The sequence below is a fragment of the Microbacterium sp. ACRRU genome (genome assembly GCF_022346945.1).
Classification (GTDB): domain Bacteria; phylum Actinomycetota; class Actinomycetes; order Actinomycetales; family Microbacteriaceae; genus Microbacterium; species Microbacterium mcarthurae.
Window position 1 is genome coordinate 181,037 of sequence record NZ_JAKRNI010000001.1, and the last position, 21,861, is coordinate 202,897.

The following is a 21,861-nucleotide window of genomic DNA, read 5'->3' on the forward strand; positions in this document are numbered from 1 at the left end:
TCAGACCGCCGTGCGCGCCGGCTCGTTCAGAGGACCCGCCGTGCGGTCACCCGTCATGCGCTTGACCACGAGCTCCGCCGAGATCAGGCACATGGGGAGACCGATGCCCGGCAGTACCGACGTCCCCGCGTAGTACAGGTTCGATACCTTGCGCGAACGGTTCTTCGGTCGGAAGATCGCGCTCTGGCCGAGTGTGTGCGCGAGCCCGAGCGAGTTGCCGTGCCACGCGTGCAGGTCGGTGGCGAAGTCCTCGGGGGCGATGGTACGGCGCACGACGATCCGCTCGGCGAAGTCCGGAATGCCGGCCCACTCACCGATCTGCGCGATGACGCGGTCGGCAGCCGCCTCGATGCGCGGGTCACCGGAGCCATCGACGCCGCCGCGACCGCTGACGGGATCGGCGGGGACGGGAACGAGGACGAAGAGGTTCTCGTGTCCCGCGGGAGCTACCGAGTCATCCGACGCGCTGGGTCGGCACACGTAGATGGATGCCGGATCGGGGATCCGCTTGTTCTCGCCGAAGATCGCGTCGAAGTTGGTGTGCCAGTCGTCGGTGAACAGCAGCGTGTGGTGGGTGAGCTGCGGCAGCTCCCCTTCGACGCCGAGGAGCAGAAGCAGCGCCCCCGGGCTGGGCACGCGGTCCTTCCACCACTTCTCGGGGTACTGGCGGTCGCCCTCTTCGAGGAGCTGCGTCTCGGTGTGATGGAGATCGGCGCCCGAGACCACGGCATCCGCGGCGACCACTCGACCGTCGGCGAGGCGGACACCACGGGCGATTCCGTCGTCGGTGATGATCGCTTCGACGGGGACGCCCGTTTCGATGCGGACCCCGCGCTCGCGGGCGAGGCGTTCGATCGCGGCGATGATCTCGGTGAATCCGCCGCGCGGGTAGAGCACGCCGTCTCCGAGATCGAGGTGGCTCATGAGGTGGTACAGGCTCGGCACCTCGAAGGGGGAGCCGCCGAGGAACACCGACGGGTAGGCGAGGATCTGCTGCAGGCGCGGGTTCGAGAAGTCGCGGGTGACCCGCTTCCACAGCGTCTGCGTCAGCAACGGGATGAGCGTCGGGAGGCGCTTGACGAGCGCGGGGTCGCGAAGGCCCTGGGTCGACGAGTACGTGTCGTACAGGAACTTCGACGTCGACAGTTCGTAGGCGTCCTTGGCCGAATCGAGGTACGCCTCGACCTTGTCGCCCGAGCCCGGCTCATGCTCCTCGAACAGCGCACGGACGGCCTCGCGACCCGAGATGACGTCGATCGGCTCGCCCTTGCCGGGAGGGCCGTAGACGCGGTACGCCGGGTCGAGTCGAACGAGGTCGAGCTGCTCCGCGGCGCTCGTGCCGAGCAGGCGGAAGAAGTGATCGAACACCTCGGGCATGAGATACCAGCTCGGACCGGTGTCGAACCGGAACCCGTCGCTCTCCCACGACCCGGCGCGGCCACCGAGCTGGTCACGGCCTTCGAACAGGTGCACCTCGTGTCCTTGATCGGCCAGGAGGGCGGCCGTGCCGAGTCCGGCGATGCCGCCTCCGACGACGACGATGCGCTGCGAGGTCATACGTGGGCCCCTTTCGGTGGGCGGCCAAGGAAAGCGCGTGCGGCGAGCGTCGCCTTCACGCCGTCGGGGACGCGGACGCGAGGGGCGCCCGCGGGCGTGCGGCGCAAGCGCCGGGAGAGCTCGGCGAACAGGTCGTGCGCGGCCGTCACTGCGCGACGGCAGTCCGGCGGCAGGAGCGGCACGGTGGCGGCGGCGGCGGCGAGGTCGGCGTCGATGCGATCGAGCACGGCGATGCGCCGCTCGTCGCCGGCGGCACCGTCGAGGTAGTCCCGGCCGAGGCGCGCCGCGTCGTCGTCGAGGTCGCGCAGGAAGTTCACGTCCTGGAAGGCGGCGCCCAGACGTCGTGCGCCATCGACGAGATCAGCGGCGGGGCGCGCAGGTGCGGACATCCCCGCATTCAGGAAGACCTGGAGGCACATCAGCCCCACCACCTCGGCCGAGCCGTAGACGTAGGCGTCGTGAGAGGCGTCGTCGTGGGCGGAAGTGTCGAGGTCGGTCCGCATCGACGCGAAGAACGGGGCGATGAGGTCGTCGCCGATGCCGCACTCTCTCGCGGTGCGGGCGAAGGCGTGCACCACCAGGTTGGCGCTGAAGCCCGAGGCGATGGCATCCCGCACCTCGGTTTCGAGCGCGTCGAGTGCCGCCCTCTCCTGCGCGGGGCTCAAGCCCGCGTCGTGAGCGGGGCCGTCGACGATCTCGTCCGCCACTCGCACCAGGGCGTAGATGTTGCGGACGTGCGGGCGCGGGCGCGGTCCGAGCAGGCGACAGGCGAGGGCGAAAGACGTCGAGTAGCGGTTGATGACCGCGGCGGCGGCATCGTCAGCGGTCCGCGAGTACAGCGCGAGGCCGGTGGGGGTGGTGCTCACGGAACCCTTTCCTGAACGGCGTCGACCAGGTCTCGTAGCATGTCGCGGCAGTCCTCGGGGAGAGTGGATGCCGTGACGATGGCGCGCGCTTCGTCGAGGGTTTCGCGGACGAGCTCCTCCAGCCGTGCCCGGGCTCCCGAGGCGCTGAGCGCCCGCTGCGCGGCCCGGACAGCGACGGGGCCCGTGTGCGCCTCTGCGAGGGCCGCGCTCACCTGCGGCCACGACTCGGTCTCGCGGGCGAGGACGATGACGTGCGTCTTCTTCGCCTCGCGAAGATCGCAGCCCTCGTCCTTCCCCGACATCTCGGACGAGCCGAATGCTCCGATGAGGTCGTCGACGAGCTGATAAGCCAGCCCGAGGCGCTGACCGAAACGTTCGAGAGCGGCGCGTGCGGGGCCATCGGCACCGGCCAGAACCGCCCCCGCCTCCAGGGGCGCGGAGAACGAGTAGACCGCGGTCTTGTCGTGCGTGGTCCGTAGGATCGTCTCGGCGTCGATCTCACCGGCGGACACCGCATTCTCGACATCGGCGAGCTCTCCCGCCGCCGAGACCAGCACGGCATCCTCGAGGAGACTCAGGAGCTCGCTCCGGGTGGCGGAGGGGAGATCGACGAGGGCGATCAGCCGACTGGCCTCGTGCAGCAGGAGGTCGCCGGCCAGGATGCCGGCGGCGTCGCCGAGGAGCGCTGCGCCGGAGGCATCCGCTCCTCGCGCGCGTCCGCGCGCACGGAATTCTCCGCCGACGTTGGCCACGCCACGTCGCTCGGTGTCGTGATCGATGACATCGTCGTGAACGACGAAGGCGGTGTGCAGCAGTTCGAACGCCGCCGCGACCTGGTAGACGGACGTGCGGTCGGCCTCGCGTCCTCGCAACGTCTCGAAGGCTGCGACGACGAGGAGCGGACGGAATCGCTTGCCGCCCTCGGTCGATCGGGCGATCGCGGATGCCAGGGCGCGGGCGCCGTCGCCGTGCTCACGAAGCCGACGAGCGAGGCGGGCCAGGACGGCATCGATCGCGTCGTCGATCGCCGCGCGTGCGGTCGGGGCGGTCGACAGCGCGATCATGATGCCGCCCGCACGACCGGTGGGTGCGTGAAGAGGTGGAGCTGCTGCGCCTGCAGGACCAGCCACGGACTGAATGCCCACGGCGTCGCCTCGAGCGCCGCCGCGAGGTCGGCGGGGTCGACCCACCGGTATTCGGCGACCTCCGCAGGGTTCAGGCGCGGCTCCTCGTCGGTGCGCGCGACGTACACCGGGCAGATCTCGTGCTCGACGATGCCGCTGGCATCCACGGCGCGATAACGGAAGAGGGGGAGGGCGAGTTCCACGTCACGGAGGGACAAGCCCACTTCGAACTCCGCGCGACGATGCACCGCGCGCAGCACAGGCTCAGCCGGTCCGGGATGTCCGCAAAACGAATTCGTCCAGACGCCGGGCCAGGTCTTCTTGTGCAGTGCGCGACGGGTGACGAGCACCTGCCCGTCCGCGTTCATGACGTGGCACGAAAACGCCAGATGAAGGGCCGTGTCGGTGTCGTGCACGCTGGCTTTCGGGGCCGTGCCGATCTCGTTGCCCCAGTCATCCAGGAGGACGACATACTCGGTCTCGCTCATCGTTCCTCCCATTTGCTAGTTTAGCTAGCGATGTCTGCCGACTATACCCAGAGCGCAACGGAGGTGTCCACCGTGCCCCTCGGCGAGCCGTTTTCTGGTACGCGGACCGGTGTGCTGCGCGCGATGGAGTCGGTGCGTGCGCTCAGTGACGCCCTCGACCGCATGAACAGCGAGATGAAGGGCGACATGGACATGAACGCCAGCGATCTCGCGACGCTCCGCATGCTCGTGATCCGCGAGCAGCGCGGCGAGATGGTGAGTCCGCACGACGTCGCCTCGCACTTGAAGATCTCGACCGCATCGACGACGAAACTCCTCGACCGGCTGGCGGCCGCGGGCCACCTCGAGCGGCGCGCTCATCCCTCGGACGGTCGGGCGCGCGTGGTGGTCCTCACCCAGAAGGCCCGCACCGAGTTCTTCCGCCACTTCGGCGCCCACTTGTCGTCGATGCGCGAGGTCGCGGAGCGCTACACCGATGAGGAGCTCGCCACGATCGCCGACTTCGTCAACCGGTTGAGCGACGCCATCAGCGTGACCGATTGAGCGCGCCCCGCGCCACGCGCAGCCCCACGTCGTCGAAGACGGCACGCGGACTCGCGCCGCGCCGAGTCGTGGCGCGGACGAGGGCACGCGCGTCGCTCCACGCGCCGCCCCGGAACACGCGCGCGTCGCTGGTGTCCGGCGCGAACAGGTCCCAGCACCACTCGGACACGTTCCCCAGCATGTCGAACAGGCCGTGCAGGTTCGGCAGGCGGCCCCCGACATCGACGGGGGCGCGCAGACCGTCACCGCCGGTCCAGGCGATCTCGGCGATCGGCCCATACGTCGCCCCGCTGGACCCCGCGCGGCACGCGTACTCCCACTCGTCCTCGGTGGGCAGGCGAAAGCCGTCCGCCTCGGTGTCCCAGTCGACGACCTCGCCGTCGTAGGAGTACACCGGGTCGAGACCCTCCCACTCCGACAGGGCGTTGCAGAAGCGCACGGCGCGCAGCCAGCTCACCTGGACCGCCGGGCGGCGGGGGTTCTGGGCGGTGATGCCGAGCACCTCGGCCATCTGCTCCTCGGTCACGGGGTAGACCCCCAGGTCGAACTCCTCCACGACGATCTCGCGCCGGTCGGCTCCACGCTGATCGCCCCGCAGCACGCTGCTTGCGGGGATGCGGGTCATCTCCACGTCGCTCATGTCAGGGGGAGCATCCACACATCGGCGTTCCCGGTCAGGAACAGCCGGGTCTCGCCGCTGTCGAAGGCGCAGTTGCTCACCACGTGGGGCGTCGGAACGACCCCCAGGCGGGCTCCTGTCTCGTCGACGATGACAACGCCGGCTTCGCTGCTGATCCATAGCCAGCCGCGGCTGTCGACGGCAAACCCGTCCGGGATGCCGGCATCCACCGTCGCGAACGTGGACGGGGCGCCGAGCGTCTCGCCGTTCCAGGCGCACGCGGCGATGCGGGGCAGGCCGTCAGGATGGGATTCCGCGACGTAGAGGGTGGACTCGTCGGGGCTGAAGCCGATGCCGTTGGGCGCGTCGAGGTCGATCATGCGCTCGAGGGGTCGCCCTTCTTGCCAGCGGTACACGCTCTGGTGATCCAGCGACGGTTCGGCCGGATAGCCCTCGCGGGGGTCGGAGATGCCGTACAGCGGGTCGGTGAACCACACGGCACCGGTGCGGTCGATGACGAGGTCGTTCGGCGAGTTCAGCGGCATCCCCTCGTACGCATCGGCGAGCACGTGCGTCCCGTTTCCGTCCGTGCGGCTGATCGCGCGGCGGCCGTGCTCGGCGTGCACGAGGCGCCCCTCGGCATCCACCGCGTTGCCGTTCGCGAACGCCGACGGGTCGACGATCGCGACGACACTTCCGTCTTCTCGCCACCCGAGGGTGCGGCGGCCGATGACGTCGCTGAAGACGAGCATCCGTTCCTGCTCCCACCAGACAGGCCCCTCGGCCCAGCTCGCGTCCGAGTACAGCGACAACACGCGTGCGGAGGGTGAGATGACGTGGCGCAGGCGATCGTCGTACACGCGCGGTCGCGCGACGTCGACAGGGGAGGGCTCCCGCCTCGTCTGCAACAGTCGTCCGTCGATCGTCGATGAAGTCGGCATATGCCCAGTGAAACGGTCGCCGGCAGAAGCTGCAGCCGGGTTGACGGGCCCGCGCAGGATCAGACAGGCCCGCCGAACGGGTGTGCGGTGGATGCCGGATCCTTCTCAGAACATGAGAGGCGCGCTCAGTACGGTCGGCTCGGCGAAACATCCTCGGGCAGAACGAAGCAGGGTGAGAAAGACAGGATCTGAACGAATGTCTTGTCCACGGACAGCGCCACGAGATACCCCTCCCCGTCGCTGCCAATTACGTGGGCACTGGGCTGGCTGTCGGGCGTGAGGCCCGTCTCGGTGGTGTAATGATCGCGGCCGTCGTACTGCTCGGCGATCTTTTCGGTAACCGCTGCCCCGTCGTAGACGGCCCCTGAATTCAGCAACACCTTGGTCTGGCCTGACCAGAGATAGTCTCCCTCTCTACTGCACGACATGAGAGCACCGCTCGGATTCTGGTCGATTGATGCCACCTGCTCAGCAGGCACAAAACCCGCCAGAGTCTTCTCCATTCCCTGGGCGATCGACTTGGCCTCGTCTATGGTGACTTTGTCATCCACCTCGGCGTCTCCTTTCATCGGGCTGCAGCCGGTCGCGATCAGCAGCAAGAGAGCAACAGCTATCGTCCCTATGCGCGGTCTCATCGTTCAATCTCCCGAAGCATGTGGAACAGGGCGGTCTGATTTTCTGGGTTGTCACTCGCGATGAGGTTGTGGTTCTCGATCGGCGTAGTGGTGAGGGGAATGGATGCTGGGGGTACTGGCGCGATGACGGCGTTGCGTGAGCTCGCTCCACTTGGGATGTAGAGCGTGAAGTCGCCCTCTCGAACATAGACGTGTGATTCAAAGACGCCCTCTCGTGTCGGAACCCGTCCGTCCCACACAGCGCCGGTTCCTTGGACTATCGAGAGAGCGTCGGTGTATCCCCAGTGGAAGTACTCTGTGCTGGAGCTTGGCGTCCACGCCGACGGTAGCCCGGCGCCCGCAAGAGAGTGCACCTGGGCATACTTCGCGCCCGCTACCTCCGACGACGAAATCCCCCCGAGTCCCCACGAATGACCCATCCCGCCCTGTTCGGCGGCCGCTGCCTCAGACGAGGATGACAGGAGTTCATGCTGGAAGTCCGCGATCAGTCTCCCTGTGTCGAGGGCAGCGCCCTGGTCATTCGCCTCGACGATACGCGCGAAGTCCATTGCCCCGGATACCACGTCCTCTCCGGGAAACAATCCCTCCTTCCAGACGAAGGTAACGACGCGAGGGTCGTTCGTCCGAAGCCACCGTCCGACCTGCTGCACCTGATCGCCATAGAAGCTGTGGACGCTCGTAAACGTCCCGGGTACGTACGTGATGACGTCCGTCGTGTTCACATCGAGGGTCCCAATCATCTCAATGATGCTTTGAGAATCCGGCTCGTACAGGTAGAGCTGGACGTCTCCGTCTGCCGCTCGCTGCAAGTAGTCCAGCTGGCGCTCCAGCCGGCCGATAACGTCCCGCCACGCAAGGAAGTCTGGACCGCCGTGCGCGAGGGACAATTCGGACATGCGCCGGATCTCGGCTTCCACCAATGGGATGCGGTTTTTCGCATTCACCGCGTTGGCGGCGACGCGGTTCGCCGGGGGAACCCCACCCAGCGACCCCACGATGACGGATGCGCCGAGCACCAACGAGTCGAGGGCGCCCGGGTTTGAGGCGGCGAGCTGTGTCCACCAGGCGTTGACCGCCGTGGCATCCGGGGGATTCGACGCGAACAGTCGGCGCCAGTCGTCGTGTGCAGCAAGGAGCGCGAGGGCGTCATCGGCCGTCCCGGCGCTGAGTTTCGCGAGGATGGCGAATGCGACACCGTCGGCGAGGGCATCGTATTCGGTCGTCCACGCGGTGGAGGATGGTGACGTCCCAACCGCGTTGCTGCTCGACAGTACGATGTCGGGCTGACTGATGGACGCCAGGTCGCGGCGCGCCTCTTCGATGGCGGCGTCTCGAAGCGAACGCAAAGACAGGCACGCGGCGATCAATTCCTGGTTGTGCGCGAACTGGCCAGGCCCCCATGTGTCCTCGGTGCTCCCGATGCCCATCTCGTCCGACGATGTGCGGTATCCGCGAACGGCGTCGCGGAAGCTTTCGATTTCTGCGCGGAGCGATGTCTCCTGGGCTCGTGCCAAGGCGAGCTGGTCGGCCAGCTCGGTCATGATCGCGGCGATACGCCGGAAAGTTTCGACGAAATCGTCGGCGGCCCGCGGCACGACCGACATGCGAGCGAGGAGTTCGGCGGCCTCCGGGGCGTCATAACTTGCGGGGAGGGCGTTCCACGTCGCCGTGATCCGCTCGGCGGAGTCGGCAGCGGCATCTGCGCGGTGGCGGAGGGACTCCGCGGCGGCAGACAGCGCGGAGGGATCGATCGTCACCGAGGGGACGTTGGAGAGGGTCACGAGCGTCATCGCACCAGTGCCTCTCGTCGCCCGGTGCCCGAGGTGCGGGGGAGCGGTATCGACGCTTCGGCACCGGATGTGGTGGATGCCATCTCGTCGTCAGCCTGCACATAGGCGAGAACAACCTGGCCGGCTGCGATCACAACGTCGCCGCCGTGTTGGACTGCGCCAGGGCCGGTGCGTCGCCGCTCCTCCGTTGCGCCCGTCAACGCGGAGGCGAGGTCGGCTTCTGTCGTGACAAGCCGAACCATCTGGTCGAGGTCGGCGACCGCCCCGCTCACGGATTGACCTAACGATTCCAGCGCCGACGCAACGCCGTCGGTCGTCGAGACGAACCCCGCCACATCGATCGAATACTGCCCGCCCATGCGCTCCATGCTAGGTAGAGGCTCGTCCGAAAGGCGGAGCTTGCACCGATCTGTGGACGACGCAGCCCGCACATCGGCCCTCCGACGAGGCAGATGAGGCGGGAGAGGGGAAAAGGCGAAGGCCCCGAATCCGAAGATCCGGGGCCTTCATTTGTTGCGGGGACAGGATTTGAACCTGCGACCTCTGGGTTATGAGCCCAGCGAGCTACCGAGCTGCTCCACCCCGCGGCACAAGAGATAAACCTAGCACGGGTTTCGAGGTCTGTCGAATCGGCGTTGATTCCGAACCGTCAGGCGGGCCATGATGCCGGGATGCTGACCCCCACCGACGACCCCCATGACGACATCGCCGACGGGCGCCCCGAGAGCGCCGCGCAGCGCGCCGACCGGAACTGGGTCGACGTGCTCCAGGAGCTCCGCGTGCTGCAGACCGGCACCCAGATCCTCACCGGATTCCTGCTGGCGTTGGCGTTCCAACCGGCGTTCGCCGATCTCAGCCAGGCGCAGCGCATCGGCTACCTCGTCCTGGTTTCCCTTTCGGCCGTGACGGCGATCCTCGCGCTCGCGCCGGTGGCTCTGCATCGCGCCATGTTCCAGAAAGGCGTCAAGCCGTCCGTCGTGCGTTTCGGGCACCGGGCGCTCATAGCCGCGCTCGCCGCGGTCGCGCTCCTGCTCGGGGGTGTCGTCGCGTTCGTGTTCGACGTGGTCGTCGGCCTGGATGCGGCGATCGCCGCCGCGGTCGTCCTCGGCGTCGTCATCCTCGTACTGTGGGTCGTGGCCCCGGCATTGCTTCGCCGGGTCGGCGGCGGAAGGGAACGCGCATGACGCACGGCACCGTGGGGGTGGCGGTGGCGCAGTTCGCCCCCGCCGCGTCGAAGCAGACCAATCGGGATGCCATCGGCGATCTCGCTCGCGAGGCCGCCGCCCGCGGTGCTCGGGTGATCGTGTTCCCCGAGTACTCGAGCTACTTCATCGACCCGTTCGACGCCTCCCTGGCCGAGAACGCCGAGGACCTCGACGGCCCATTCGTGACGGCGCTCCAAGCGCTGGCGGCTGAGCTCGACGTCGTGCTCGTCGCGGGACTGGTGGAACCAGCTGACGACGGGCGGCGCGTGCGCAACGCCGTCGTAGCCGTGGATGGCGCCGGCATCCGTGCCGTCTACCGCAAGCTGCACCTGTACGACGCTTTCGGTCAGCGGGAGTCGGACTGGGTCGCGCCGGGAGAGATCGCGCCGCCGGAGACCTTCGAGGTCGACGGCCTGCGGTTCGGCCTCATGACGTGCTACGACCTGCGCTTCCCCGAGGTGTCGCGGACTCTCGCCGACGCGGGAGTCGACGTCGCCCTCGTCCCCGCCGAATGGGTGCGGGGGCCGCTCAAGGAGCATCACTGGACGACGCTGCTCACCGCGCGGGCGATCGAGAACACGTTCTTCGTCGCGGGTGCCGATCATCCTCCGCCCCTCGGCGTCGGGCACTCCACGGTCATCGACCCCCAGGGTGTCGCCCTCGCCACGATCGGCACCGCCACCGACGTCGCCGTCGCTCACATCGATCCCGGCGCGATCGCGCGCGTCCGCCGGGTGAACCCGGCTCTCGACCTGCGGCGCTACCGCGTCACCCCGCGCTGACCGGGGCGGTCAGGCCGGCGACAGGGCCGCGAGCCGCCGCGCCGCGTCCTCCAGCACCTCGACACGCTTGCACGCGGCGAAGCGGACGAGCGTGGCGTAGTCGGCGCGGTGCGCCGGGGAGGCGAACGCGGTGAGCGGGATGCCGACGACTCCCGCGCGCAGGGGAAGGTCACGGCAGAACGCGTCCGCGTCGACGGCGCCGAGCGGGGCGGCATCCACCACCGTGAAGTACGAGCCGCCGGGTGTGCCGACATCGAAGCCCGCGGCCCGGAGACCGGTGCCGAGCAGGTCTGCCTTCGCCTTCATCTGAGCGGCGATCGAGGCGAAGAACGCGTCCGGCAGGCGCAGGCCGGCGGCGATCGCCGGCTGGAACGGCGAGCCGCCGACGTAGGTGAGGAACTGCTTCACGGCAAGTACCGCCGACACGAGCGGCGCGGGTCCGGTCACCCAGCCGGTCTTCCACCCCGTCAGCGAGAACGTCTTGCCGGCCGACGAGATCGACAGGGTGCGCTCGGCGGCGCCCGGAAGCGTCGCGATCGGGACATGGGGGCCGTCGAACACGAGGTGCTCGTACACCTCGTCGGTGACGATGATCGCGTCGTGCCGGTGTGCGAGTCGAACGACCTCTTCGAGAACGGCGTGCGAGAAGACGGTGCCGGTGGGGTTGTGCGGGTCGTTGACGAGGATGACCCGAGTGCGGTCGGACACCGCGGATGCCAGGACCTCGAGGTCGGGCTGGAAGTCGGGCCACCGCAGAGGCACCGGGACGAGGCGCGCGCCGGCCAGCGCGACGCACGCGGCGTACGAGTCGTAGTAGGGCTCGAACACGACGACCTCGTCGTCCGGGCCGTCGATCAGTGCCAGCAGCGTCGACGACAGGGCTTCGGTGGCGCCGACCGTGACCAGCACCTGCTCTGCCGGATCCAGCTCGAGCCCGTAGAAGCGCTGTTGGTGCGCAGCGATCGCGGCGAGGAGGTCGGGGAAGCCGCGACCCGGCGCGTACTGGTTGACACCGTCGGCGATCGCGCGCCGCGCCGCCTCCACGACGATCTCGGGGCCGTCCTCGTCGGGGAAACCCTGCCCGAGATTGAGCGAGCCGGTCGCCGCGGCCAGCGCCGTCATCTCGGCGAAGATCGTCGGAACCGAGGAGCCGTCCGGCGCGACGAGTCCCGCGCCCGAGGCGGTGCGGCGCCAGGCGCCGGGGAGATCGTGCATGATGCGGAGGCCTCGTATCGGGAGGGGCGGCGGACGCCGTTCGGATCCTTCTCACCGTAGCCGAGCGTGCCGCGAGCACGCGGAAGGTGTCTTCGCATTCCGTTGCTGTGACACCCATAGACCGAACTCATCCGCGTCATAGGAAGAACACAGCATCCGGGGTCATGGTTGATCTCGCCTGGAAGAAGGAGCATCCCATGAGCGACACCACGGACGACCGTCCCGAGGGTACCGAGCACCGCCCCACCACCGACGCGGCCGCGCAGGGCGCGGTCCCCACGTCGCACGACCCCGCCGCCACCGACGGAGAGGCCCGCCCCCCGGAGTCCGGGACCGCCGAGGCCTCAGCGCCGTCGGTGCCGCCCGTACCGACGCGTTCGCCCGCGGACGCCGCCGCCGCGTGGCCCCCGCCCGGTCGGGGTCCGGCCACCGCATCGCAGGTGCAGCACCCTGCCGCGGCTCCGCAGCAGCCCGCGACCCCGCACCTCGGGACGCCGCAGCACCCCGCACCCCAGGGCCCGGGGTACGCCTCCGCACCCGGTGGAGCGTCGGCTCCGACCGGGCAGGCCTTCGGCCCCGCCGCCGGAGCGTCGTTCGGTACCCACCCCACGCTGACCCTGCCCGAGTCGGAGAAGCAGAAGCCGCGCAAGAAGGGATCCGGCGCGAAGATCGCCGCGCTGCTCGTCGCGGCCGCGCTCGTCGGCGGTGGCGCCGGGCTCGGCGGCACCTACGCGGGCCTCGCCCTGTGGGGCGGTTCGGACGGCACCACGGCCTCCGGTCCCACCGCGATCACGGTCAACGACCCGGACGACGTCAACGCGACCGCCGCCGTGGCCGCCAAGGTCGTCCCGAGCGTCGTCACGATCAGCGCCCGCGGCGCGCAGAACGCCGGCAGTGGATCGGGCGTCGTGCTCAGTGACGACGGCTACGTCCTCACGAACACCCACGTCGTGACGCTCGACGGGCAGACCGGCGACGCGCAGCTGTCCGTGACCACCTCGGACGGGCGTGTCTTCGCAGCCACGGTCGTGGGCACGGATCCCACGTACGACCTCGCGGTCATCAAGCTCGAGAACGCCTCCGACCTGACCCCCATCGAGTGGGCCGATTCGTCGAAGCTCAACGTCGGAGACAACACCGTCGCGATCGGAGCGCCGCTCGGTCTGCCGAACACCGTCACCACCGGTATCGTCAGCGCGCTGAACCGGTCGATCCAGGTCGCCTCGTCCGCGGCGCCCTCGGACGGCTCCGAATCCGACGAGGGCAGCGAGCCCGGCCAGGAGAGCCCCTTCTTCTTCGACTTCGGACAGGGACGCCAGACGCCCCAGACCAACCAGACGATCAAGATCGCCGTCATCCAGACCGATGCCGCCATCAACCCGGGCAACTCCGGTGGCGCGCTCGTCGACGACGAGGGCAAACTCATCGGCATCAACGTCGCCATCGCGAGCGCGGGCGGCTCGTCATCCGGAGGGCAGTCGGGCAACATCGGCGTCGGATTCTCCATCCCCTCCGACATCGCTCAGCGCATCTCGCAGGAGATCATCGAGAACGGTTCCGCCACGCACGGCCTCCTCGGTGCGAGCGTGCAGGATGCCGCCTCCGTCCAGGGCGCGACGACGACCGGTGCCTACGTCGCCGAGCTCACACCCGGTGGGGCGGCCCAGGCGGGCGGCCTGCGGCAGGGTGACGTGATCACCCAGTTCAACGGCATCCCCATCACCAACTCTGTGGACCTCACCGCGCAGGTGCGGGCCCTCGCGGCCGGTGCCGACGCCACGGTGATCTACGTGCGTGGCGGAAAGCAGGAGACGGCCGACGTGACGCTCGGGGCGATGGAGAACTGACATCCCCCTCCCCGACGCCACCCCGCGATAGGCTCGCGGGGTGGCGTCTTTCTCGTTCGGTGCGGGAAACGCGCGAAAACTCCGGCGCATCCCGCTGTATCTCGCGGGGCGGTTGCTGACGGCGGTGGTCCCGCGCTCCCGCGATCGCTGGGTGTTCGGGTGCGCGGTCGGCGTGGCCGACGGGGCCCTGGCACTGTGGCGTGTGGCAGACACGGCGGGGGAGCGGTCGACGTGGCTCGTCGCGGACGCCGCCCAGGCGAGGGATGCCGCCGACCTCGGCATCCGATCCGTTCGGCGGGACTCGCTTCGCGGGCTGTGGGAGACCGCTCGCGCGCGCGTGGTCGTCGTCACGCACGGGTTCGGCGACGTCAACCGCTACGCAGTCGTGGGAGCATTCGTCGTCCAGCTCTGGCACGGGATCCCGCTCAAGCGCATCGGTCTGGACTCGCCCGAGACCACGCGCAGCACGTTCCTTCCGCGGTGGAGCGCGGTGAACCGGCTCCTCGCCCTCCTGTACCGGCGCACGATGCGGCAGATCGCGCTGCTCCCGGCCGCCTCCCACCTCGTGCGCGGGCGGCTCGAGACGGCGTTCGGCCTCGACGATGCCCGTGTTCCCGTCACGGGGGAACCCCGGGTCGACGTTCTGTCGAGCGGCTCCGCGGAGGACCGCCGCCGTATCGCCCGCGCCGCGCTCGCCACCGCTCTCGACATCGATCTGGGCGATCGCCGGGTGGTGCTGTATGCGCCGACATGGCGCGACGGTGCGGCCGATCCGGCGATCCCGACCCCCGACGACTGGGCGTCGATCGACGCCGTCCTGGCACGACGCGACGCCGTTCTGCTCATCCGGCCCCATCCACTCGGCGCCGGTGAGTACCGCGCGCCGAGCGAGCGGGTCCGCATGCTCGGCAGCGATCTCGTCGCCGACGTGACCCCGCTTCTCCCGGGGCTGGACGCCCTCATCACCGACTACTCCTCGCTCGCCTTCGACGCGGGGCTCGTCCCCCTTCCCGTGGTGTTCTTCGCGCCCGACCTCGAAGCGTACGTCGCCCGTCGCGGGCTCTACGGGCGCTACCGTGACGTCGCCGGCGACGAACCGGCGAGAACGTGGGAGGCGACGATCGCGCGAGTCGATGGCATCCTGGACGATCCGGCCGACGCGATCACCGCGTCCCGTCGTCGGAGCGCCGCCGTGCATGCCCACCGCGACGGACGCAATGCGGAGCGCGTGCACCGCGCGATCCGCGCTCGGTTGGACGCACCGTCGCGCCGTACGAGCCGCACAGCCGCGAGCCGAAGGAACGGACAATGACCGACGCACGCTTCCTGCTCGAAGACGGGCACGCCGCCCTCGAGATTTCAGGTTCTGGTCCGCGCCCGGCGGCCGTGTCGCTGCGCGGTCCACGGGCTCGGGTCGAGGCGCGCCTGCATGGCCGCGGTCGCACCTGGCGGGCGGTGCTGCCCCTGCGGGCGGCACGCTGGGGCGGCCCTCAGCTTCCGCTTCCCACCGGGGAGTACCGGCTGCACATCGACGAGGGGGACGCGACGGATGCTCTCCCTCCCGCCGCAGCGCTGCCTCTGACGCAGCTACCGGGTCTGCGCGCCGCGTGGGCCGAAGGGCTGCTGCGGGTCGGGCCGCCGGTCGATCCCGCTTACGACTCGGGGGAGGGACAGGCCGCCCTGGAACGCCGCTACGCGACCTCGCGGCAGCCCCTCGAGAACGCGGTGTTCTTCGAGAGCTTCTACGGGCGGACGGCCGGCTGCAACCCCCTCGCGATCGATCGGGAGCTCGCGCGGGTGGCGCCGACCGTCACGCGGTACTGGAGCGTCGTCGATCTTTCCGTGGCCGTTCCGGACGGGGCCGTGGCCGTCGTGGAAGGCAGCCCCGAATGGTGGCGCGCTCGGGCCGCTGCGCGCCTGCTCGTCGTGAACGATTGGCTCCGCCGCCGTTTCGTGCGCAAGCCGGGGCAGACGGTTCTGCAGACCTGGCACGGAACACCGCTGAAGCGGCTCGCGCTCCATCGTCCCGGCTTCGACCCGCGTCGCATGCTCGCGGTGATCCGAGAGGGCCGTCGGTGGAACATCCTCCTGGCGCAGAGCCCGTACGCGGCGCGCGTGCTCTCCCGCGCGTACGCGTTCCGCCGTCGGCCCGTCTGGGTCGAGGGGTACCCCCGCAACGACTCGCTGCAGACCGACGACGGCGCCACCACCCGGCGGAACCTCGGCATCGCGCTCGACGAACGCGTCCTGCTCTACGCTCCGACGTGGCGCGACGACCGCGAGGCCATGGTGGACTTCCTCGACCCCGCAGCCCTGGCCGCAGCGGCCGACGCGGTCGTCCTCGTGCGCGGGCACACCCGCACCCTGCAGCCGGGCGAGGACGCTCGAGGTCCCCGCGTGATCGATGTCACGGGATTCCCGGACACCGCGCGTCTTCTGGCCGCCGCCGACGCGCTCATCACCGACTACTCGTCGGTGATGTTCGACTTCAGCATCACCGGCAAGCCGATCTACTTCCTCGTGCCCGACCTCGAGCACTACCGGGGCGAGCTGCGCGGCTTCTACTTCGACCTGCTCGATGCCGCTCCGGGTCCCGTCGTGCGCACCCAGGACGAGCTGGAACGTGCGCTCGACGACGTCGACCCGGAGATCTTCCGCGAGCGCTACGAGAGGTTCCAGCGCGTCTTCGTCGCCCGCGAGGACGGGCGAGCCGGTGAGCGCGTCGTGGCACGCATCCTGGATCAGGGGCTCGTCGACCGCGAGTGACAGGATGCCGCCCGCTCAGGGCAGCGGGGTGTTCCGCCCACTGAGGCGGGACGTGTCGACGGTGTCGCGCGCTCCGCGCACAAGCGCCCACAGGAAACCCACGCCCCACGGCACATGCATGGAGGGCAGTACCGCGGCCGTCCAGAGCCGGTCGCGCCAGCCCCGGCCGCCACCGCGTCCCGACGCCACAGCACCGACGAGAACCGCATACGAGGCCACGGGGACGTGAGTCGCGGAAGCGGCGCGCCCCCGCACGACCCCGGCGATCTGCAGCGCGCCGACGATCAGGGACACGACCGCGGCGATCACCAAGGCGGGGGGCGCGAAGAACCGGAGGGAGTTGCGACGTCCGTAGCGGCGCACGAGCTCTCCCCGCCACGCCCCGGTGGCACGGAACTGCCGGACGAGGCGGGACCAGCTCTCGCGCGGCCAGTAGACCACTGAGAGCGTCGGATCGAACCACACTCGGTACCCGGCACGCCGGATACGGAGGTTCAGCTCCCAATCCTCGCCGCGACGGATCGATTCGTCGAAGCCGCCCACCTCCTCCAGAACCGCGCGCCGGAAGACGCCGAGGTACGCGGACTCGGCAGCGCCCTCCTCGGTACCGCCGTGGTACGCGCCCCCTCCGAGGCCGGCCCGTGAGTTGTAGGCGCGCGCGACAGCGCGCTGGAAAGGGGTGCGGCCGTCGGCGCGCATCACCCCGCCGACGTTCGCGGCACGCGTGCGCGCAAGAGTGGCGAGCGCCCGTCGCGTGTACCCGGGGACGAGCTCGGAGTGCGCGTCCACACGGACGATGGTCGGGTAGCGGCTCGCCCGGATCGCGAGGTTCAGACCGACCGGGATGTCGGCGGCCGGGTTGTCCACGAGCACCACACGAGAGTCCGCAGCGGCGATCTCGCGAGCGATCACGTCCGTGGCATCCGTCGACGGGCCGAGCGCCAGCACCAACTCCACGGGGCCGGGAACCTCCTGCGCGAGGGTCGAGGCCACGGCCCGCCGCAGATAACGCTGCTCGTTCAGCACGGGCATGACGAAGCTCACGCCGGCGTCGTCAGGCGGGACGGGCGCGTCTCGGCGGCCGGGAGTCGCGAGGTGCATCCGACGATCCTTTCACGCCGACCTGGCCGGTACCCTGGAACGATGTCTCTCGCCCGCGACGCCCGTCTCGCCGTGGGCCTGCTGCGCAAGGCCCTCGCCACCCGCCGTGCACGGATCGACCTGCGGCGTGCGCTCGCCGAACGCGCACCCCTGCCGCAGAAGCACTTCCGGATCGCGGTCTACTTCGCCGACGGACCCGTGAACATGTACCAGATGCGCCAGTGGTACGCGCCCCTGCGCGAGCTGGCGAACGAATGGCCCGTCCTGGTCATCTCCCGTGCCATCCGGGGAGCCGACGCACTGCTGCGCGACGATGCGCTTCCGGTGGCTTTCGCCCCGACGGTGGGAGACGTCGAGGCCGTCCTCGACGAGCAGGACGTGCGCATCGTGTTCTACGTCAACCAGAACACCCGCAACTTCCAGATGTTCCGCTACGGGCGCCGCTGGCACGTCTTCATCAACCACGGCGAGTCCGACAAGATGTACATGACGACGAACCAGTTCAAGGCCTACGACTACGCCTTCGTCGCCGGCGACGCGGCTCGCGGGCGGCTGGCCCGAACGCTGTGGGACTACGACCTCGACCATCGGACCTTCTCCATCGGGCGCCCCCAGGCCGATCACTACTCGGGTGAGCTCCCGTACGTGCCCGATGAGCGCACCGTGGTGCTCTACGCCCCGACCTGGGAGGGCGACCGCCCCTCCGCCCACTACGGCTCGATCCTCACGCACGGCGAGGCGCTCATCTCCGCGCTCGCCGCCACGGGCCGCCACCGGATCATCTATCGGCCGCATCCTCGCTCCGGTGTCGTGGACCCGGCCTACGGCGCCGCCAACGAGCGGATCGTGTCGGCGCTCGCCGCGGCCAACGCCGCCGACCCCACTGCCCGTCACGTCCATGACACCGGCGCGGCCCTCGGCTGGCAGCTCGCCGCCGCCGACGTCGCCGTGGTCGACATCTCGGCGATGGTCTACGACCGGCTGGCGGCGGGAAAACCGCTCCTGGTGACACGCCCCGCCGATCCCGAGGCTCTGGTGGACGACAGCGGGTACCTGTCGTCGTGCGAATGGCTGGATGCAGATTCGGCGTGCGCCATCGTGACCCGGACCGACGAGGTGCTCGCCGACCCCGATGCGGTGGCCCGTCTGGATCACTGGGTGCGGTACTACTTCGGCGACACGACGCCGGGCGCGTCGACGCGACGGTTCCACGCCGCCGTGCGCACCCTCATGCAGCGGTGGGAGGAACGCGACGTGGCGACGTCGGTGTGACCGACGTCAGTCCGCGAGGGGGGCCAAGCGGCCGATGGCAGCGAGCGGGATCCCCACCCAATCGGGACGATTGCGCGTCTCGTAGATCGCCTCGTAGACGGCCTTGTCCAACTCGAAGGCAGCCAGCAGCGCCTCGGGTGCCGTGTTCGCGACACCGACGGTCGTGGCATACCCGTCGAGGAACGCCTGCTGCGCCGCGATGACCCAGGCGCGCACTGCGGCGCCGTCATCGTCGGCCACCGCGCCGGAGACGTAGTCGAACGACCGCAGCATGCCGGCCACGTCGCGCACGGCGAGGTCGGGGTTGCGGCGCTCGGTGATCGGACGCAGCGGCTCGCCCTCGAAGTCGAGGAGGACCCAGCCATTCGCCGGCGTGTACAAGACCTGGCCGAGGTGCAGGTCGCCGTGGACGCGCTGGAGCGGCGGCCACTCGGCCGCGGCGGCGGTGGCATACACCTCGCGGATGCGTTCCGCGAAGGGGGCGAGCGAGGGAACCTCGGTCAGCGCGATCGCGAGACGGCGCTGCCACGCCGCGGCCACGGCGTCGCGCACGGATGCGTCGGGCGCCACCGTGGGGAAGGCTGCGGCAAGAGCGACGTGCATGCGTGCGACGCTCTCACCGAGGGCGCGCGCGGCGGCGCTGAAGTCTTCACCCGCCGTGGCCGACTGCAGGGCGACGCGCCAAGCGTCTTCGACACCCTCGAAGAACTCCTGCGCGAAGGCGAGCGATCCGGTCACCGGTGCGCCGTCCGCAGCAGTCCACGTGCCGCGCAGCTCGCCGATGGCTGCAGGCACGAACGTCGCGCCGCCGGCTGCGAGTGCCGACTGTAGCTCGACGTCAGGGTTGATGCCCGCGTTGACGGGGCGGAACAGCTTGCAGATCACCGGGGGAGCCCCGTCGGGCCGGAAGATGATCGAGGTGTTCGACTGCTCGCCGCTCAGCACCCGTGCGGGAACGGGCGACTCCGTCGCCGCGGGGGAGGGGGCGAGCGGGATGCCGACGAGGTCGGGATGCGTATCTGCTCCGCCTTCACCGGTGCAGACCAGCCGGAACAGCAGGTCGGTGAACGCCGGGTCCGTTGTGGCATCCGACCACACCCGTCCGTCGGCGGCCGGGCCGATGAGACTTCCAGGAAGTACGTGCTCGGGCTCGCGCTGCGACACCGGGATCTGGTAGGTCACAGGGGGACTGGCCGCGTCGTCCCGGACCAGGAGTATCCGGGTGGCGGGGGAATCGAGCTCCCAATCGGCGACCAACGTCAGCAGGGGGTCGCGGCCCTTCGTGCCGTACCAGCGCTGTCGCGGCATCCACACGGTCAGGAGATCGAGAAGGTCGCGCATGGGGCGAGGCTAACGCGATCGCGGACGCCGTGCGCGGGTCTTGCGCGCGAGCGGCGTCGATGAGATGGGATCAGGATGCCTCGGGCGGCAGCGCCTCGTCGTCGTCTCGGCCCTTGCGGCGAGGAAGTGCCTTGCGCGCGACCGATCCCGTCCGGCGCGACGCCGAACCGACGGCGCCGACGATCGCCCCGCCGACCCGCTGTACGCCACCGGCGGCGCGTCGTTCGAGCCGCTCTGCTCCGGGGCGCGGTTCGATATCCGTCGGCAGGATCACCGGTGGCGCGCCGAAAGCGCGACGGGAATTGACCAAGACGCGGCGGCCGAGGATGTGGTTGCCCGCGCCGCCGACGACCGCTCCCACGCCGAAGGGGAGTGCCTTTCCGACCCACGACGCACCGCCACGGGCGACGAACTGACGCGTGAACGACGTCTTCAGGCGGTCGACCAGGGGTCCCACTGCCGCGCGGGGCAGCGTCTTGGTGACCAGTTCGCCCCAGTAATTGGAACGGGTGGTGCCCCGGCCGGCGGCCTGCGCCGCGAGTTGGGCGACGAGGTCGACGCCCTCTTTCCCGAGCATGAGGGTGAGCACGAGCGCACGTGCCCGGTCGGGGTCGTCCACCGCGACCCCATGCACCTCGGCCACGGACTGCGCGAACAGCGCGGTCGCCTCCAGGAAGCCGAGTGTCTCGACCCCGCTTAGCGCCAGCGTGACCCCCGTGCCGATCCCGGGAACCACGGCAGTGGCGCCCACCGCTGCGCCACCGGTGGTGACGGCGGCGAGGTAGCGGCGTTCGAGAATCGTCAGGATCTCTTGGGGCGAGGCATCCGGGTGCCGAAGGCGGATGCTGCGGAGGTGGGCGAGCACCGCAGGTCTCTGCACGGAGAGAACCCGGTCGAGCATGCGGATCGTCCGGGGATGCTCCTCCGACCCTGCCGGCGGGAGTCCCCCCTTCCAGGGAGAGTCGCCGGGCAGGGAATGGATGCGATGCACCTTCTCAGCCATGAGACCATCCTGCCGCGCGATATCGCCGGCACCGGGGCCTTGACGAACGAGGGCGATCAGACGAAGAGGTTGGCGCGCTCGAGGTCCTCGGCGAAGTCCACCTCGACCGCGTAGAGGTCGGAGATGTCGAGCGGTTCGACCCGCATCCCGTCGTGGGCGATGGCGAGCTCGATGCCGCGCTCGAAGTAGTCCTGATCGTCGACGCGCTGGAGGTGACGCTGGAGCGTCTTCTTGTCGCGCGAGGAGATGTAGTTGATGCCGACGGCTTCGCCGAGCCCGCCGACGACGACCTTCGAGAGGTCCTTCACGAATCCCTCGGCGTCGACGGTGTACTTCACCTCTTCGTCGCTGACCTTCGCCGTGTTGACGGTGACGAACGAACGATCGGCCTCGACGAGCTCGACGGCACGCCCGAGAACGCGCGGGTCGAACACGACGTCACCGTTCAGCCACAGAACGCCGCCGCGCCCGGTTGCAGCGAGCGCGCGCAGCAGGCTCTTCGACGTGTTCGTCTGGTCGTACCGGTCGTTGTAGACGTAGTCGACGCGCGGGAACGCATCGACGATGGTCTCGGCGCGATAGCCGACGACCGTCGTGATTCGGGCCTCGCGTCCGAATGCGGCGAAGATGTTGTCGTGCTGCTGCTGCATGATGCTGCGGCCATCGGCGAGGACGGTGAGCGGTTTGGGCAGGCTCCGGCCGAGTCGCGAGCCCATGCCCGCAGCGAGGATGACGATCTGAACGGTCAAGGCAGGCTCCTGGGGGA

At 69.7% G+C, this 21,861-nt stretch carries 21 protein-coding genes and 1 tRNA gene; 7 read left to right on the top strand and 15 right to left on the bottom strand.

Translation table 11 applies throughout. The features are described 5' to 3' along the window. Genes crtI through idi form a run of 4 tightly spaced genes read right to left on the bottom strand, consistent with a single transcriptional unit; the run spans position 1 to position 4,035 of the window. On the bottom strand, positions 1 to 1,557 hold the full coding sequence (crtI, locus tag MHY30_RS00845) for a phytoene desaturase family protein (RefSeq protein ID WP_239273940.1): 1,557 nt from the start codon (positions 1,555 to 1,557) through the stop codon (positions 1 to 3). Then, on the bottom strand, positions 1,554 to 2,423 hold the full coding sequence (locus MHY30_RS00850; RefSeq protein ID WP_239273949.1) for a squalene/phytoene synthase family protein: 870 nt from the start codon (positions 2,421 to 2,423) through the stop codon (positions 1,554 to 1,556). The genes crtI and MHY30_RS00850 overlap by 4 nt, the downstream gene beginning before the upstream one ends. Further along, positions 2,420 to 3,487 (bottom strand): polyprenyl synthetase family protein, encoded by a 1,068-nt coding sequence (locus tag MHY30_RS00855; RefSeq protein ID WP_239273959.1) that lies wholly within the window; start codon positions 3,485 to 3,487, stop codon positions 2,420 to 2,422. Before MHY30_RS00855 ends, MHY30_RS00850 begins: the two co-directional genes overlap by 4 nt. After that, on the bottom strand, positions 3,484 to 4,035 hold the full coding sequence (gene idi, locus MHY30_RS00860; protein ID WP_239273961.1) for an isopentenyl-diphosphate Delta-isomerase: 552 nt from the start codon (positions 4,033 to 4,035) through the stop codon (positions 3,484 to 3,486). The genes MHY30_RS00855 and idi overlap by 4 nt, the downstream gene beginning before the upstream one ends. Positions 4,036 to 4,065: 30 nt before the next feature. On the opposite strand from idi, the gene MHY30_RS00865 reads away from it, so the two are divergent. After that, positions 4,066 to 4,578: a MarR family transcriptional regulator gene (locus MHY30_RS00865; RefSeq protein WP_308192638.1), complete on the top strand. Its 513-nt coding sequence runs from the start codon at positions 4,066 to 4,068 to the stop codon at positions 4,576 to 4,578. Here MHY30_RS00865 and MHY30_RS00870 read toward each other — a convergent pair. The 6 genes from MHY30_RS00870 to MHY30_RS00895 all read right to left on the bottom strand — a co-directional run bounded on the left by MHY30_RS00870 (position 4,562) and on the right by MHY30_RS00895 (position 9,150). Beyond that, positions 4,562 to 5,218 carry an SUMF1/EgtB/PvdO family nonheme iron enzyme gene (locus MHY30_RS00870; RefSeq protein ID WP_239273971.1) on the bottom strand — a complete coding sequence of 219 codons (657 nt, stop codon included), beginning with the start codon at positions 5,216 to 5,218 and terminating at the stop codon, positions 4,562 to 4,564. The genes MHY30_RS00865 and MHY30_RS00870 overlap by 17 nt on opposite strands. Next, a complete protein-coding gene (locus MHY30_RS00875) occupies positions 5,215 to 6,138 on the bottom strand; it encodes an SMP-30/gluconolactonase/LRE family protein (RefSeq protein ID WP_239273973.1) in 924 nt (307 codons plus the stop codon). Before MHY30_RS00875 ends, MHY30_RS00870 begins: the two co-directional genes overlap by 4 nt. Before the next feature lie 125 nt (positions 6,139 to 6,263). Further along, the gene (locus tag MHY30_RS00880) at positions 6,264 to 6,689 is read right to left on the bottom strand and encodes a hypothetical protein (protein ID WP_239273975.1); all 426 of its coding nucleotides are present in this window, start codon (positions 6,687 to 6,689) and stop codon (positions 6,264 to 6,266) included. A gap of 80 nt (positions 6,690 to 6,769) precedes the next feature. Further along, positions 6,770 to 8,563: a hypothetical protein gene (locus MHY30_RS00885; RefSeq protein ID WP_239273977.1), complete on the bottom strand. Its 1,794-nt coding sequence runs from the start codon at positions 8,561 to 8,563 to the stop codon at positions 6,770 to 6,772. Next, positions 8,560 to 8,922, bottom strand: a complete 363-nt coding sequence (locus MHY30_RS00890; RefSeq protein ID WP_239273986.1) for a DUF6507 family protein — start codon at positions 8,920 to 8,922, stop codon at positions 8,560 to 8,562. The genes MHY30_RS00885 and MHY30_RS00890 overlap by 4 nt, the downstream gene beginning before the upstream one ends. Positions 8,923 to 9,076: 154 nt before the next feature. Beyond that, positions 9,077 to 9,150, bottom strand: a tRNA-Met gene (locus MHY30_RS00895). A gap of 84 nt (positions 9,151 to 9,234) precedes the next feature. On the opposite strand from MHY30_RS00895, the gene MHY30_RS00900 reads away from it, so the two are divergent. Together MHY30_RS00900 and MHY30_RS00905 are read left to right on the top strand one after the other, a co-directional pair. After that, positions 9,235 to 9,747 carry a DUF6328 family protein gene (locus MHY30_RS00900; protein WP_239273988.1) on the top strand — a complete coding sequence of 171 codons (513 nt, stop codon included), beginning with the start codon at positions 9,235 to 9,237 and terminating at the stop codon, positions 9,745 to 9,747. Further along, positions 9,744 to 10,550, top strand: coding sequence for a carbon-nitrogen hydrolase family protein (locus MHY30_RS00905; protein WP_239273990.1), 807 nt, complete (start codon positions 9,744 to 9,746; stop codon positions 10,548 to 10,550). The genes MHY30_RS00900 and MHY30_RS00905 overlap by 4 nt, the downstream gene beginning before the upstream one ends. Before the next feature lie 9 nt (positions 10,551 to 10,559). Here the strand turns inward: MHY30_RS00905 and MHY30_RS00910 are convergent, their stop codons facing one another. Continuing rightward, positions 10,560 to 11,765 carry an aminotransferase class I/II-fold pyridoxal phosphate-dependent enzyme gene (locus MHY30_RS00910; protein ID WP_239273999.1) on the bottom strand — a complete coding sequence of 402 codons (1,206 nt, stop codon included), beginning with the start codon at positions 11,763 to 11,765 and terminating at the stop codon, positions 10,560 to 10,562. 197 nt (positions 11,766 to 11,962) lie between these two features. On the opposite strand from MHY30_RS00910, the gene MHY30_RS00915 reads away from it, so the two are divergent. Genes MHY30_RS00915 through MHY30_RS00925 form a run of 3 tightly spaced genes read left to right on the top strand, consistent with a single transcriptional unit; the run spans position 11,963 to position 16,378 of the window. Continuing rightward, entirely contained in the window at positions 11,963 to 13,612 is a 1,650-nt protein-coding gene (locus MHY30_RS00915) for a S1C family serine protease (protein WP_275437745.1), read from the top strand. A gap of 40 nt (positions 13,613 to 13,652) precedes the next feature. Then, on the top strand, positions 13,653 to 14,924 hold the full coding sequence (locus MHY30_RS00920; RefSeq protein ID WP_239274001.1) for a CDP-glycerol glycerophosphotransferase family protein: 1,272 nt from the start codon (positions 13,653 to 13,655) through the stop codon (positions 14,922 to 14,924). After that, positions 14,921 to 16,378 carry a CDP-glycerol glycerophosphotransferase family protein gene (locus MHY30_RS00925; protein ID WP_239274011.1) on the top strand — a complete coding sequence of 486 codons (1,458 nt, stop codon included), beginning with the start codon at positions 14,921 to 14,923 and terminating at the stop codon, positions 16,376 to 16,378. Before MHY30_RS00920 ends, MHY30_RS00925 begins: the two co-directional genes overlap by 4 nt. Positions 16,379 to 16,393: 15 nt before the next feature. Here MHY30_RS00925 and MHY30_RS00930 read toward each other — a convergent pair whose 3' ends face one another. Beyond that, positions 16,394 to 17,479, bottom strand: a complete 1,086-nt coding sequence (locus MHY30_RS00930) for a glycosyltransferase family 2 protein (RefSeq protein WP_239274013.1) — start codon at positions 17,477 to 17,479, stop codon at positions 16,394 to 16,396. Positions 17,480 to 17,521: 42 nt separating this feature from the next. Between MHY30_RS00930 and MHY30_RS00935 the strand changes: the two genes are divergently transcribed. Continuing rightward, entirely contained in the window at positions 17,522 to 18,751 is a 1,230-nt protein-coding gene (locus tag MHY30_RS00935) for a CDP-glycerol glycerophosphotransferase family protein (RefSeq protein WP_239274015.1), read from the top strand. Between the two features lie 6 nt (positions 18,752 to 18,757). On the opposite strand, the gene MHY30_RS00940 is transcribed toward MHY30_RS00935, so the two are convergent. The 3 genes from MHY30_RS00940 to MHY30_RS00950 all read right to left on the bottom strand — a co-directional run bounded on the left by MHY30_RS00940 (position 18,758) and on the right by MHY30_RS00950 (position 21,844). Next, complete coding sequence (locus MHY30_RS00940) at positions 18,758 to 20,092, bottom strand: phosphotransferase (RefSeq protein ID WP_239274017.1); 1,335 nt, start codon at positions 20,090 to 20,092, stop codon at positions 18,758 to 18,760. Between the two features lie 70 nt (positions 20,093 to 20,162). After that, entirely contained in the window at positions 20,163 to 21,095 is a 933-nt protein-coding gene (locus MHY30_RS00945; RefSeq protein ID WP_239274027.1) for a hypothetical protein, read from the bottom strand. A gap of 56 nt (positions 21,096 to 21,151) precedes the next feature. After that, complete coding sequence (locus tag MHY30_RS00950) at positions 21,152 to 21,844, bottom strand: NTP transferase domain-containing protein (RefSeq protein WP_239274029.1); 693 nt, start codon at positions 21,842 to 21,844, stop codon at positions 21,152 to 21,154. Positions 21,845 to 21,861 lie beyond the last annotated feature (17 nt).